Here is a 13,197-nt window from a genome sequence, read left to right on the forward strand (position 1 = left end):
GCTCCGGTCCGGAGCGGTCCATCAGCGCGGGGATCTTGGAGTTCGGGTTGATGTCGACGAAGCCGCTGCCGAACTGGTCGCCGTTTCCAATTCTGATCAGCCAGGCGTCGTATTCGGCCCCCTTGTGGCCGAGCGCCAGAAGTTCCTCCAGCATCACCGTGACCTTCACCCCGTTCGGCGTCGCCAGCGAATAGAGCTGGAAGGGATGCTTGCCGACCGGCAGCTCCTTGTCGTGGGTGGGACCGGCGATCGGGCGGTTGATGCTGGCGAACTGCCCGCCATTTTCCTTGTTCCAGGTCCAGACTTTGGGCGGCACGTAGGCGGGGGTGTCGGTCATGCGAGGGCTCCGGCGGAAAGATGCGCCTGCATTAATTAGCCCGCGAATGGCCGATGACAAGCCCTCCGAGTTGCATTGCCGGGCGGGGCGTCTCACCGTTTCGTCATGGCAAGCTTCTCCCGTCATCCGGCGCCCGCAGGGCGAGCCCGGAATGACGGCGTCAACTGGGACGCCGCGGCCTTCGGGTAGGAGCGCGACGTCTACACACAAGATGCCTCGCCGAATCCGGCCTGTCATCGCCGGTGACGATCGGCTAGCGTCACCTTGCTTCGCGCGCGAAAGCAACGAGAACGCGAAGACCGCCGGGAGAGAGAGCCATGAAATCGCCGATCTGCGACATGCTGGGCATAGAATTCCCGCTGCTGGCCTTCAGCCATTGCCGCGACGTCGTCGCCGCCGTCAGCCGCGCCGGCGGCTTCGGTGTGCTCGGCGCCACCGTGCACACGCCCGATACGCTCGAACGCGAGCTGAAATGGATCGACGATCACGTCGACGGCAAGCCCTACGGCATTGACGTGCTGATCCCCGAAAACATCTCGACCGCGGGCGAGAAGGACGTCACCTGGAAGAGCCTTGAAGCGCGGGTGCCGCAGGAGCACCGCACCTACACGCGCGAGCTGCTGAAGAAGTACGACATCGAGCTGACGACCACGGAGGTCGCGGCCGATCGGCCGCAGCCGTTCGATGGAAAGACGGCGCTGGCGCTGCTCGAGGTGTCCTTCAATCATCCGATCCGCCTGATCGCCAATGCACTTGGCGTGCCGCCGAAGGCGATGATCGAGATGGGCAAGAAGCACGGCGTGCCGGTCGCAGCGCTGGTCGGCGCCAAGGAGCACGCGCTGCGCCAGGTCGCCGCTGGTGTCGACATTCTCGTGGTGCAGGGCACCGAAGCCGGCGGCCATTGCGGCGAGGTCTCGACGATGGTGCTGGTGCCCGAGGTGATCAAGGCGATCAAGCCCATCCGCGACGTGCCGGTGCTGGCCGCCGGCGGCATCATGACGGGGCGGCAGATGGCGGCGTGCATGGCGATGGGCGCTGCCGGCGCCTGGACCGGTTCGGTGTGGCTTGCGACGGTGGAAGCCGAGACCACGGAGATCTTTCGCGAGAAGATGATCGCGGCATCCTCCCGTGATGCAGTTCGCTCGAAAGGCCGCACCGGCAAGCCGGCGCGGCAGCTCCGCTCGGTGTGGACCGATGCCTGGGATCGCGCGCCGGACAGCCCCGGCGCACTGCCGATGCCGCTGCAAAGCATCGTCAGCCGCGACGCCTTCAACTCGATCGACCGCGCGGCGGCGGGCGGCAACGCCAAGGCGCGCGATCTCGTCAGCTATTTCGTCGGCCAGGGCGTCGGGCTGGTCGACAGCGTGAAGTCGGCGGGCGCGGTGGTGCAGGAGTTCAAGGAAGATTTCGCCGAAGCCGTCGAGCACATGAATGCGCTGGTGGCGGAGTGATTGCTCTTGGCCGGCATGTTGCTCGTGGCCCATCCTTCGAGGCTCGCGGCGCGATGCTAGCGCATCGTGCCACTCGCACCTCAGGATGACGCTGTATCCGTAGCCGTCATCCTGAGGTGGCCGCTTCTTCAGCGGCCCTCGAAGGACGACGGCGTGCCCCAAGATTTAAAATGAAAAGCAAGAAGACATGACCAATACCCCCGAAGATCGCATCCCCGTCATCGTCGGCATCGGCGAGATCGTTGACCGCCCCAAGGAGATCACCGAGGGCCTCGAGCCGCTCGACCTGCTGGAACAAGCGCTACGGCGCGCGGAGGCTGATGCCGGCGCAAAGTTGCTCGGCGAGGTGCAGTCGCTCGACGTCGTCAACTTCCTGAGCTGGCGCTACCGCGATCCGGAGAAGCTGTTGGCGCAGCGGCTCGGCATCACGCCCGCGCATTGCTATTACGGCCCGGTCGGCGGCGAGAGCCCGATCCGCTACATCCACGAAGCGGCCAAGCGCATCGCACGCGGCGAATGCACAGTGGCCGCGGTCTGCGGTGCCGAGGCGCAGTCGACTGCAACCAAGGCGGAGCGCGCTGGCGCCAAATTGCCGTGGACGCCGTTCGCCCATGATGTCGAGGAGTCCAAGCGCGGCGCGGCATTCCAGAAGCCGCTGGCGGTGAAGCTCGGCGTGTTCCGCCCCGTCACGGTCTATCCGTTCTACGAGGCCGCTTCCTCCGCGCATTGGGGCCAGACGCCGCGCGAGGCGATGGCAGAATCAGGCACGCTGTGGTCGCGCTATTCGGAAGCCGCCGCGCAAAATCCCAATGCCTGGCTGAAGCGGCGTTATGCGCCCGACGAGATCACGATGCCGACCGCGGACAATCGGCTGATCGCCTGGCCCTATAACAAGCTGATGGTCGCCAACCCCAGCGTCAACATGGGCGGTGCGCTACTGCTCACCAGCCTCGCCAAGGCGCGTGCGCTCGGTATCGCGGAGAGCAAGCTGGTCTATCCGCTCGGCGGCGCCTCGGCGGAAGCGCCGCGCGATTATCTGTTGCGCGACCAGTTCTACGAGAGCCATCCGCAGAACGCGGTGCTGAAAGCGGCGATGGACCTTGCCGGCGGCGACGGCAAACGCTTCGACGCCATCGAGCTCTATAGCTGCTTCCCCTGCGTGCCCAAGATGGCGCGGCGGACGCTCGGCCTTTCCGCCGACGTGCAGCCGACCGTGACCGGCGGCCTCACCTTCTTCGGCGCCCCACTCAACACCTACATGACGCATGCTGCCTGCGCGATGGTGCGGCGTGTGCGTGACGGCGCAAAGCTTGGACTGCTCTATGGCCAGGGCGGTTTCGTCACCAAGCATCACGCACTGGTGGTGGCGAAGGCGCCGCCGGGTGAGGCGCTGGCGCAGGAAACGAGTGTGCAGGGCGAGGCCGACCGCAGCAAGCGCGCGGTGCCGGAGTTCGTGACTGACGCCTCGGGCAAGGGCAAGGTCGAGAGCTTTACGGTGCTCTACGGCCGCGGCGGTGATGCCGAGCACGGCGTGGTGATGCTGCGGACGGAAGATGATAGGCGCACGCTGGCGCGAGTGCCGGCGAGCGATAGCGCGACGTTGGGACACTTGCTCGACATGGATCGCACGCCGATTGGCTCGCTCGGCGAGATCAAGATGGCGGGGGACGGCGTGCCGGAGTGGCGGGTGGCGTGATCTCGTAGGGTAGGCAAAGCGGAGCGTGCCCACCGTCTTCATGTAATCAAGAAGATTGGTGGGCGCGGCGCAAGAGCGCCTTTGCCCACCCTACGAGAGCTGCGTCCGGGGCACGAGACCGCCCTACCCCTTCGGCGCCTGGTTCTCCGACGCCGTCGCCGGCTTGGCCTTGGCGCCAACCACGCGCACTGCATCGCCGTCGGAGAGGCCATCCGGCGGCGCCGTGATGACGCGATCATCCGCTGTAATGCCCGAGGCCAGCTCGATCTCGCGGCCGAGATCACGGGCGATGGTCACCGGCTTGAACAGGACCTTGTCATCAGTCCCGACCGTCGCCACCCGCAGGCCACTGCTGTTGAAGATCAGCGCGCTGGCGGGGATGCTGAGCGGCGCGGAATCGCGCTGGAGGTTGAGCTTCACGCTGGCATAGCCGCCGGGCATCAGCTCTCCGTTCGAATTGTCGAGCCCGAGCTGCATGCGCGTGGTGCCGGAGGCGACGTCGACGGCCTGCGAGGACGCCTCCACCGTCGCCTGGAAGGTCCGGTTCGGGTATTCCGGCAGCGCGATCGTCGCCTTGGCGCCGATCTTGATCGCCGGCACGTAGTTCTGGGGCACGTTGACATAGACGCGCAGCTTGGTGATGTCGGAGATCACGAACATCGCCGGGCCCGAGCCGCCACCGGCATTGATCAGCGCTCCGACATCGGTGTCGCGCGCGGTGACGACACCGTCGAACGGCGCGGTGATCTTCTTGTAGCCGGCCAGCGCTTCCAGCCGCTCGACATTGGCCTTGCCCGAATTGACGGCGGCATTCTTGTTGGAGAGATCTGCAGTGCGCTCGTCGATCTCCTGCGCCGAGACGAAGTTGGAGGCGACCAGCGTCTTGCGCCGGTTCAGCGTTGCTTCCGACAACCGGGCACTGGCCTGCTGGCTGGCGAGGTCGGCTCTCGCCTGAAGCAGTTGCTGATCGAGGTCCGGCGCCTCGATCTCGGCGATCGCCTGTCCGGCCTTGACGCGAGCACCGATATCGGCGCTCCAGCTCTTCAGATAGCCCGACACGCGCGCGAAAATCGGGGCGCGATAATAGGCTTCCAGCCGGCCCGGCAGATCGATGGTGGCGTTGAGCGCCTTGGCGCTGGGCTGGGTCACCGCGACGCTGGGAACGGCCTGATCGTCGGTCCATTCCTTCAGCCTGGAGCCCTGCTCCTCGCGCGCGCGGATGCCGGTGCCGACGACGAGGCCGGCCGCGATCAGCGCCACCACGCCGAAGATGCCCAGTTTCCGGTGCGAGACCGGGGAGCGGGGTTCAGTGGGCGACATGCGGGGTCTCCAATGGGGCGGCGGCTTTGCCGCCTTGCTTCTTGTGTACCATGCTGAACACCACGGGAACAAACATCAGCGTGGCGAAGGTTGCAAAGATCAGGCCGCCGATCACGGCGCGGCCGAGCGGCGCATTCTGCTCGCCGCCCTCGCCCAGCCCCAGCGCCATCGGCGCCATGCCGATGATCATGGCGAGCGCAGTCATCAGCACCGGGCGGAACCGGACGAAGCCGGCTTCGAGCGCCGCGGCGACGGGATCGCCGAGTTCCTCGTAGCGCTCGCGCGCGAAGGAGATCACCAGCACGCTGTTGGCGGTGGCAACGCCCATGCACATGATGGCGCCGGTGAGCGCGGGGACCGACAGCGTGGTCCCGGTCGCGAACAGCATCCAGACGATGCCGGCGAGCGCGGCCGGCAGAGCCGTGATGATCACGAACGGATCGGACCAGGACTGGAAGTTCACGACGATCAGGAAATAGATCAGCACGACGGCACCGAGCAGGCCGAACAAGAGGCCGGTGAAGGCGCTGTTCATGGTCTGCACCTGCCCGAGCAGCACCACGGAGGAGCCCTTCGGCACCTCCTTGGCGGTATCGGCGATCACCTTTCGGATATCGGCGGAGACCGCGCCGAGATCGCGGCCCGAGGTCGTCGCAAAGATCTGCACCATGGACTGGATATCGTATTGCGAGACCACCGCACTCGAGGCCGAGCGCTTGATGTCTGCGATGCCGCCGAGGATCGGCGACTGCGCATTGCCGGCCGCGGTGATCGGCAGCGTCTGCAGCGCGCTGAGCGAGTCGATCTGGTATTGCGGCGTCTGCATCACGATCGAATAGGACACGCCGTTGTCGGGGTTGAGATAGTAGGTCGGCGCCACCTGCGAGGAGCCGGCGAGATTGACCACGAGGCTGTTGGTGACGTCGCGCTCGGTCAAGCCGACATATTGCGCGCGGGTGCGGTCCACATCGATGTTGAAGGTCGGCGCGTTCGGCGATTGCTGGATGCGGGCATCGGCAACGCCCGGAATCTTGCGCACCTTGGCCAGCAGGCTGTTGGCATAGGCGAAGTTGGCGGCGAGATTGGCGCCGCGGATCTGCAGGTCGATCGGCGCCGGCGCGCCGAAGTTCAGGATCTGGCTGACGATGTCAGCCGGGAGGAAAGCGAAGCTGACGCCGGGGAACAGCCGTGGCAATTGCTCACGCAGCACACGCACATGCTCTTCGGTTGGCTTGTGACCTTCCCTGAGCTTGATCTGGATGTCGCCGTCCTGCGGGCCGATCACGCCGGTGTTGTTGTAGGTCATGTTGATGCCGGAGATCGGCATGCCGATGTTGTCGGTCATGGTCTCGATCTCGCCCGGGATCAGCTTGCGCACCGCCTTCTGCACGTCGGCGAGCTGGTTGGCGGTCTCCTCGACGCGGGTGCCGACCTGGGTGCGGACATGCATCAGGATGTTGCCGGCGTCGACTGCGGGAAAGAAATTGCGACCGAGGAACGGCACCAGCGCGAAGGATACGCCGACCACACAGATAAAGCCGATCACGAACACCGCGCGGTGCGCCAGCGCCAGCCCGAGGAAGCCATGGTAGCCGCCGCGGATGCGCTCGAACCGTGCCTCGAAGCCGCGCTGAAACCAGACGAGCGGATTGCGCGATTTCGGCGGCCCGCCTTCGTGATGGACATGCGCCTGCAACAAATAGTTCGCCATGGTCGGCACCAGCGTGCGCGACAGGATGAACGACCAGATCATCGCGAACATCACCGCTTCCGCCATCGGCACGAACAGGAAGCGCGCGACGCCCGAGAGGAAGAACATCGGCACGAACACGATGCAGATGCAGAGCAGCGACACGAAGGCCGGCGTCACGATCTGGTTGGCGCCGTCGAGGATCGACTGCTCGACCGGCTTGCCTTGCTCCAGATGGTAATTGATGTTCTCGATCGTGACGGTAGCGTCGTCGACCAGGATGCCGACCGCGAGCGCAAGACCCCCGAGCGTCATGATGTTGAGCGTCTCGCCGATCGCCGACAGCATGATGATGGCGCCCAGCACCGACAGCGGGATCGAGACTGCGATGATGATGGTCGAGCGCCAGCTGCCGAGGAACAGCAGGATCATGACGCTGGTGAGCAGCGCCGCGATCACGCCCTCGACCGCGACGCCTTGAATCGCGCCGCGGACGAACACCGACTGGTCGCCGATGAAGCCGATCTTCAGCGCGTCGGGGAGCTGGTCCTTGACGTCGATGACCTTCTGCTTGATGCCGGCGATGATATCGAGCGTCGAGGTCGCGCCCGCCTTCAGCACCATCATCAGCACCGAGCGATTGCCGTCGACATGGACGATGTTGGTCTGCGGCGGATTGCCGTCACGCACGGTGGCGACGTCGCGCACATAGACCATCGCGCCGTTGACCGTCTTGATCGGGAGGTTGCCGAGCTCGTCGATCCTGAGCGGCGAGTTGTTGAGCTGGATGTTGTATTCGAACTGGCCGATCTTCTGCGTGCCGACCGGGGTGATCAGATTCTGGGCGGCGAGCGCGTTGGCGACGTCCTGGCCGGACAGGCCGCGAGCCTGCAGCGCGGTGGGATCGAGGTCGATCTGGACCTGGCGCTGCTTGCCGCCGAACGGATAGGGGATCGCTGCGCCGGGCACGGTGACTAGCGGCGTGCGCAGATTGTTGATGCCGATGTCGGCGAGGTTCTGCTCGGTGAGCCCGTCGCCCGACAGCGCCACCTGGATGATCGGCACGGTGGAGGCCGAGTAGTTCAGGATCAAGGGCGGCGTCGCGCCCGGCGGCATCTGCTTGATCAGCGTCTGCGAGATCGCGGTGACCTGCGCGTTGGCGGTGCGGATGTCGACGTTGGGCTGGAAGAAGATCTTGATGATGCCAAAGCCGTTATAGGAGTTGGCCGTGATGTGCTCGATGTCGTTGACCGTGGTCGTCAGCGCGCGCTGGAACGGCGTGGTGATGCGGCCGGACATCTGGTCCGGCGGCAGGCCGGTGTACTGCCAGACCACGCCGATCACGGGAATGCGGATGTCCGGAAAGATGTCGGTCGGGGTCCGCAGCGCCGCGAGCGGTCCGATGATCAGCAGCAGGAGCGCCAGCACGACGAACGTATAGGGCCGGCTCAGGGCAATACGGACCAGAGCAATCATGCGCCAGGCAAATCCGGGTCAGATGAGAATACGGAATCTGCCCCCACGGCGATCCCCCGTTTCCCTTTACCCGAGCACCGCCGGAAACGCTAATAACCAGAACTATCCTGCATTCACTTCCCTGCTACTGCACTGCGAAATCGACATCACAGCCATGCGGCCGGGCCCATGCGGCGCGGACAAGTTCAGGAACATGCCGATTTCGATGATGCCACAGGTCAAACAAAACGAGCGGCGCCTTTTGGCGCCGCTTGTCGTTCGATAAACAGGTCGCGCAAGGATTTACGCCGCGCGGACGCTGGTCAGGAACTTGCTGACCTCATTCTTCAGCCGGCCCGAGTCGTTCGACAGCATTTGCGCCGCCGACAGCACCTGTGAGGAGGCCGTGCCGGTCTCGGTCGCGCCGCGCTGCACGTCGGTGATGTTGGAGGAGACCTGCTGGGTGCCTTGCGCGGCCTGCTGCACGTTGCGGGCGATCTCCTGGGTCGCCGCGCCCTGCTCTTCCACCGCCGCTGCAATCGCCGACGAGATTTCCGAGAGACGCTCGATGGTCGAGGAGATCTCCTTGATGGCACCAACGGAGTCGTTGGTCGCCGCCTGGATGCCGGAGATCTGCTGGCCGATCTCGCCGGTCGCCTTCGCGGTCTGCTCGGCGAGCGCCTTCACCTCCGAGGCCACAACGGCGAAGCCGCGGCCGGCTTCACCGGCACGTGCTGCCTCGATAGTGGCGTTCAGCGCCAGCAGGTTGGTCTGACCGGCGATGGTGTTGATCAGCTCGACGACATCGCCGATGCGGGACGCCGCCTTGGAAAGCTCGCTGACCCGCTCGGTGGTGGCACGGGCCTGGCCGACGGCATCGCCCGCCATCCGCGCCGATTCCTGCACCTGACGGCTGATCTCGCCGACCGACGAAGCCATCTCCTCGGTGGCCGAGGCCACCGACTGCACGTTGGTCGAGGCTTCCTCCGAAGCGCTGGCAACGGTGGTCGCCAGCCTCTGGGAACGGTCGGCGGTCGAGGTCAGCGTCGAGGCGGAGGCCTCCAACTGGGTTGAGGCCGACGACACGGTCTGGACGATCTCGCCGATCATGGTTTCGAATTCGCGGGTGATGTTGTCGACGCGGCGGCCGCGCTCGATCTTGGCTTCGGCATCCGTGGCCGCAGCCTCGTCGGCGGCCTTCTTGGCGATCAGCGCCTCCTTGAAGATCTGGAGCACGTCGGCCATGGCGCCGATCTCGGTCTTCTCGCCCCGGTGCGGGACTTCGGCGGAGAGGTCGCCCTTGCCCAGCGCCTGCATCGGCTCGATGATCGAGTTGATGCCCTTCGAAACGTCCTGGACGAGATAGAAGCCGATGCCGATGCCGATGATGACGGCGGCGCCGAGAATGATCGAGACCAGCATGAAAGCATAGGAATAGCTGTCCGCAGCATCCTGAGCCGCCTGGTCGCCGCCCTTGGTGTTGAGCTCGATGTCCTTCATCAGGACCTCATCCGAGGCAAGACCGATCTTGTTGACCGTCTTGGTGTTCAGCTCCTGCGCATCGTGCGGGACCTTGCCGGCCTCCTTGCGCGAGAGCGCCATCACCTCCTCGGTGCCCTTCTTGTAGTCGTCCCAGAGTTTTGCCCACTGGTTGTAGAGCGCCCGCTCCTCCGGCGAGGTGATCATCGTCTCATATCGACTACGAATCTTGGCCAGCGCCTCGATCACTGTCACAGCCGTTTTCTCGTTGGCGAGCTTCTCGTCCAGCGTTTCGGACAGCATGTGCTGGCGGACCACGTTGCGATAGGTGATGACGCTCGCCCGAAGCTCGCCGAGCACCCGCACGCTGGGCATCCAGCTCGTGGTGATGTCGATGGTGTTGGCGTTCATCGACCGCATTTTCATGACGGCCAGGAGACCCATGCCGGCCATTGCGACCAGCAGGAACGCCACGACACTGATGATCTTGGCGCGGATGGAAATGGTGGCAAGCATAATCGGGTCTCTTTGTGCTGGCGCGGTGCGCGTCCGAAAGTTTTACGAATCAACCAAAGGGAGCAGCACCAACATCCAACACCAGAGCACCTGCGCAGATGTTAACTACGACTCCGTACGAGTACGGAGCCCGAAAGAGATGAACAGGCCGCTAAAAATGCTCTGCGCTCAGCGCATGAGCCTAAGCGCGTCGGAGAAAAATTCAGCGCCGCCGAAGTTTCCGGACTTCAGGGCGAGCAGCATGTCGGCTTGCGCGCCCACTGCATGCAGCACCGGGACACCTGCCGCGATCTCCACTCCCACGAGAAATCCGGGGATCTTCAACCGATCGACCACCGCACCGGAAGTCTCGCCGCCGGCGACGATCAGTCGCCGCACGCCTGATTTTACGAGGCTTTCTGCAATGTCGGCCATGGTCTGCTCGATCGCGTGGCCGGCCGCGTCGCGACCGTGGCGCGCCTGCAATGCGGCGACCTGATCGGGCGTCGCGCTCGAGGCGATCAGCACCGGCCCCTCCGCAAGCCGCGGCCGCGCCCAATCCAGCGCGCGCTGTGCTTCGCCGCCCCCCGTAATGATACGGTCTGGATCGAGATGGTGCACCGGCATGACCCGTTCGGCGTTGGCGATCTGCTGAAGCGTTGCCTGAGAGCAGCTCCCGGCGAGGCAGGCCGCCGGTCCGCCGACGGCAGTGCCGGTCTCGCCGTTCGCCCCGGCTGATTTGACTTTACCCGTCGACACCAGCGCACGCGCGAGCCCGAGGCCGATGCCGGAGGCGCCGACCGACAGCCGATGTTCGGCGGCGACGAGGCCGATGGTCTCGAGGTCGCGGTCGAAGACCGCGTCGATGATGGCGGCGCCAATACCCTTGCCCGCCAGCTCGGCCAGCCGTGCCCGCACGGCATCTGCGCCGCGGGTGACGGTGGCGAGGTCGACGAGACCGATCTGCGTCCTGCTCTGGCGCGCCAGCACGCGCACCAGGTTGGAATCATGCATCGGGTTGAGCGGATGGTCCTTCAACGGACTCTCATTCAACGGCACCGCGCCGACGAAAAGGTTGCCCTGGTAGACGGTGCGGCCCGTCTCCGGGAAGGCCGGAGTCACCAGCACGGCACCCTCGCCGCAGTCGGCGCGCAGCGCGTCCATCACGGGGCCGATATTGCCGGCGTCGGTGGAATCGAAAGTCGAGCAGATCTTGAACAACACGTGGCCCGCGCCGCGGCCGCGCAGCCACTGATCCGCCGCACGCGAACGCGATACGGCAAGGCCGGCCTCGATCGAGCGGCTCTTCAGCGACACCACGACGGCATCGACCTCGGGCAGTGCGAGATCGTCCGCGGGGACGCCGATGGTCTGCACGGTGCGCAAGCCCGCGCGTGTCAGCGTGTTGGCGAGATCGGAAGCGCCGGTGTAGTCGTCGGCGATGCAGCCCAACGCAAGTGTCACGGCTTCACTCCAGCGTAAGGCTTGAACCAGGCAAGACCGTCGGTTGTCTTGCCGCGCGGATTGTACTCGCAGCCGACGAAGCCGGCATAGCCGAGGCGGTCGAGCTCTTCGAACAGGAACGGATAGTTCAGCTCCTCGCCGTCGGGCTCGTTGCGCGACGGAATGCTGGCGATTTGGATGTGGCCGATGATGGGCATCATCTCGCGCAGCCGCATTGTCACGTCGCCATGAATGATTTGGCAGTGATAGATGTCGAATTGCAGCTTCAGGTTCGGGAGCCTCAGCTCCTGGATCAGGTCGCGCGCGAAGCCGAAATCGTTGAGGAAGTAGCCGGGCACGTTGCGCGCATTGATCGGCTCGAGCACGATATCGATACCGTGCGGGGCGAAGAACTCCGCAGCCCATGCCACCGATTTGTAGAATGCCTCGATCGCGACGCGCTCGCCGCGGTTGGCGATGCCGGCCATCAGGTGCAGCCGCTTGACGCCGGTCGCCTTGGCGTAAGGCAGCGCCGTCTCCAGGCCCGCCTTGAGATCGGAGAAGCGCGAGGGGAGCGCCGCAAAGCCCTTCTCACCGGCGTTCCAGTCGCCCGGCGGCAGGTTGAACAGCGCCTGGGTCAGGCCGTTGCGCTTGAGGCGCTCGCCGACCGCCTCGGCGGGATGCTCATAGGGAAAGAGAAACTCGACCGCGGTGAAGCCGGCTGATGCGGCGGCATCGAAGCGATCGAGGAACGGCACCTCGGTGAACATCATCGAGAGATTGGCGGCAAAACGGGGCATTGGAGTCCTCTTCGTTACTTGTCGCCGGGCAGCTTGACGCCGGTGACCTGCGCATACATCCGCGCCACCGAGGCGTCGTCGTCCCGGCCCATGCCGGCGGCTGATGTCATCAGGAACATCTGGAGCGCGGCGGCGGAGACAGGCACGGGGAATCTTGCCGACCGCGCCATATCCTGGATGATGCCGAGATCTTTCACGAAAATCTCGACCGCGCTGCGCGGTGTGTAGTCGCCGTCCAGCACGTGCGGCATGCGGTTCTCGAACATCCAGGAATTGCCGGCCGAGGCCGTGATCACCTCATAGACCTTGCGGATGTCGAGGCCCTGCTTGGCGGCAAATGCCATCGCCTCCGAGGCGGCGGCGATGTGCACGCCGGCGAGCAGCTGGTTGATCATCTTGAAGGCGGCGCCCTGGCCGGCGGCATCGCCGAGCTCGTAGAGCTTCGCGGCCATGGCATCGAGCGCTGGCCTTGCCTTCGCAAACGCTGTGGGACTGCCGGAGGCGAGAATCGTCAGCTCGCCTTGCGCGGCGCGCTGCGCCCCGCCGGAAATCGGTGCATCCAGATAATGCCGGCCGGTCGCCTCAAGCTGCTTGGCAAGGCGTCGCGCCACGTCGGGGTCCATCGTGGCGGAGGATACGAAGACGCTGCCTTCGGGCATGGTCTCGGCGGCACCATCCTTGCCGAACAGGACAGCTTCAGTCTGCGCGGCATTGACGACGACGCTGACGACGATGTCCGCGCCCTTGGCCGCCTCGGCCGGCGTTTTGGCACCCGCACCACCATCCTTCACGAAACGCGCCACCGCCTCGGCCGAAACGTCGCAACCGGTGACGGCGTGGCCGGCGCGCTTCAGCGAGGTCGCCATGCCAAACCCCATCGAGCCGAGCCCGATGACCGCGATGCGCTGATTTTGTGACGTGGAGGCGGACATGCAACTAACCCTTGCGAACGTTTCCCGGGCGGCCGGCTTTTGCGGCGGCTCGGCGAACCGATAACACGGCTTGGCCGCGCTGCCAAAGCGTGAGACAAG

Annotated in this window: 9 protein-coding genes; 2 read left to right on the forward strand and 7 right to left on the reverse strand. The window is 65.3% G+C overall.

The features are described 5' to 3' along the window. Positions 1-337: glutathione S-transferase family protein (locus CV770_RS28025; protein ID WP_502693618.1), on the reverse strand; the 337-nt coding region annotated here is incomplete at its 3' end. Between the two features lie 317 nt (positions 338-654). Between CV770_RS28025 and CV770_RS28030 the strand changes: the two genes are divergently transcribed. Both CV770_RS28030 and CV770_RS28035 read left to right on the forward strand, forming a co-directional pair. After that, complete coding sequence (locus CV770_RS28030) at positions 655-1,788, forward strand: nitronate monooxygenase (RefSeq protein ID WP_104464679.1); 1,134 nt, start codon at positions 655-657, stop codon at positions 1,786-1,788. 187 nt (positions 1,789-1,975) lie between these two features. Then, the gene (locus tag CV770_RS28035) at positions 1,976-3,484 is read left to right on the forward strand and encodes an acetyl-CoA acetyltransferase (RefSeq protein WP_104464680.1); all 1,509 of its coding nucleotides are present in this window, start codon (positions 1,976-1,978) and stop codon (positions 3,482-3,484) included. A 123-nt stretch (positions 3,485-3,607) separates the two neighbouring features. Here CV770_RS28035 and CV770_RS28040 read toward each other — a convergent pair whose 3' ends face one another. The 6 genes from CV770_RS28040 to ltnD form a co-directional block, all read right to left on the reverse strand. Then, the gene (locus CV770_RS28040; RefSeq protein WP_104464681.1) at positions 3,608-4,804 is read right to left on the reverse strand and encodes an efflux RND transporter periplasmic adaptor subunit; all 1,197 of its coding nucleotides are present in this window, start codon (positions 4,802-4,804) and stop codon (positions 3,608-3,610) included. Then, a complete protein-coding gene (locus tag CV770_RS28045) occupies positions 4,791-7,970 on the reverse strand; it encodes an efflux RND transporter permease subunit (RefSeq protein WP_104464682.1) in 3,180 nt (1,059 codons plus the stop codon). Before CV770_RS28045 ends, CV770_RS28040 begins: the two co-directional genes overlap by 14 nt. 282 nt (positions 7,971-8,252) lie before the next feature. Further along, positions 8,253-9,944, reverse strand: coding sequence for a methyl-accepting chemotaxis protein (locus CV770_RS28050; RefSeq protein ID WP_104464683.1), 1,692 nt, complete (start codon positions 9,942-9,944; stop codon positions 8,253-8,255). 168 nt (positions 9,945-10,112) lie between these two features. Beyond that, positions 10,113-11,387 carry a 3-oxo-tetronate kinase gene (otnK, locus tag CV770_RS28055; RefSeq protein ID WP_104464684.1) on the reverse strand — a complete coding sequence of 425 codons (1,275 nt, stop codon included), beginning with the start codon at positions 11,385-11,387 and terminating at the stop codon, positions 10,113-10,115. Then, on the reverse strand, positions 11,384-12,166 hold the full coding sequence (otnI, locus tag CV770_RS28060; protein WP_091953525.1) for a 2-oxo-tetronate isomerase: 783 nt from the start codon (positions 12,164-12,166) through the stop codon (positions 11,384-11,386). The genes otnK and otnI overlap by 4 nt, the downstream gene beginning before the upstream one ends. Before the next feature lie 14 nt (positions 12,167-12,180). Continuing rightward, positions 12,181-13,098, reverse strand: coding sequence for an L-threonate dehydrogenase (gene ltnD / locus CV770_RS28065; RefSeq protein WP_018315624.1), 918 nt, complete (start codon positions 13,096-13,098; stop codon positions 12,181-12,183). Positions 13,099-13,197 lie beyond the last annotated feature (99 nt).

The organism is Bradyrhizobium sp. AC87j1, from assembly GCF_002936975.1.
GTDB lineage: Bacteria > Pseudomonadota > Alphaproteobacteria > Rhizobiales > Xanthobacteraceae > Bradyrhizobium > Bradyrhizobium shewense.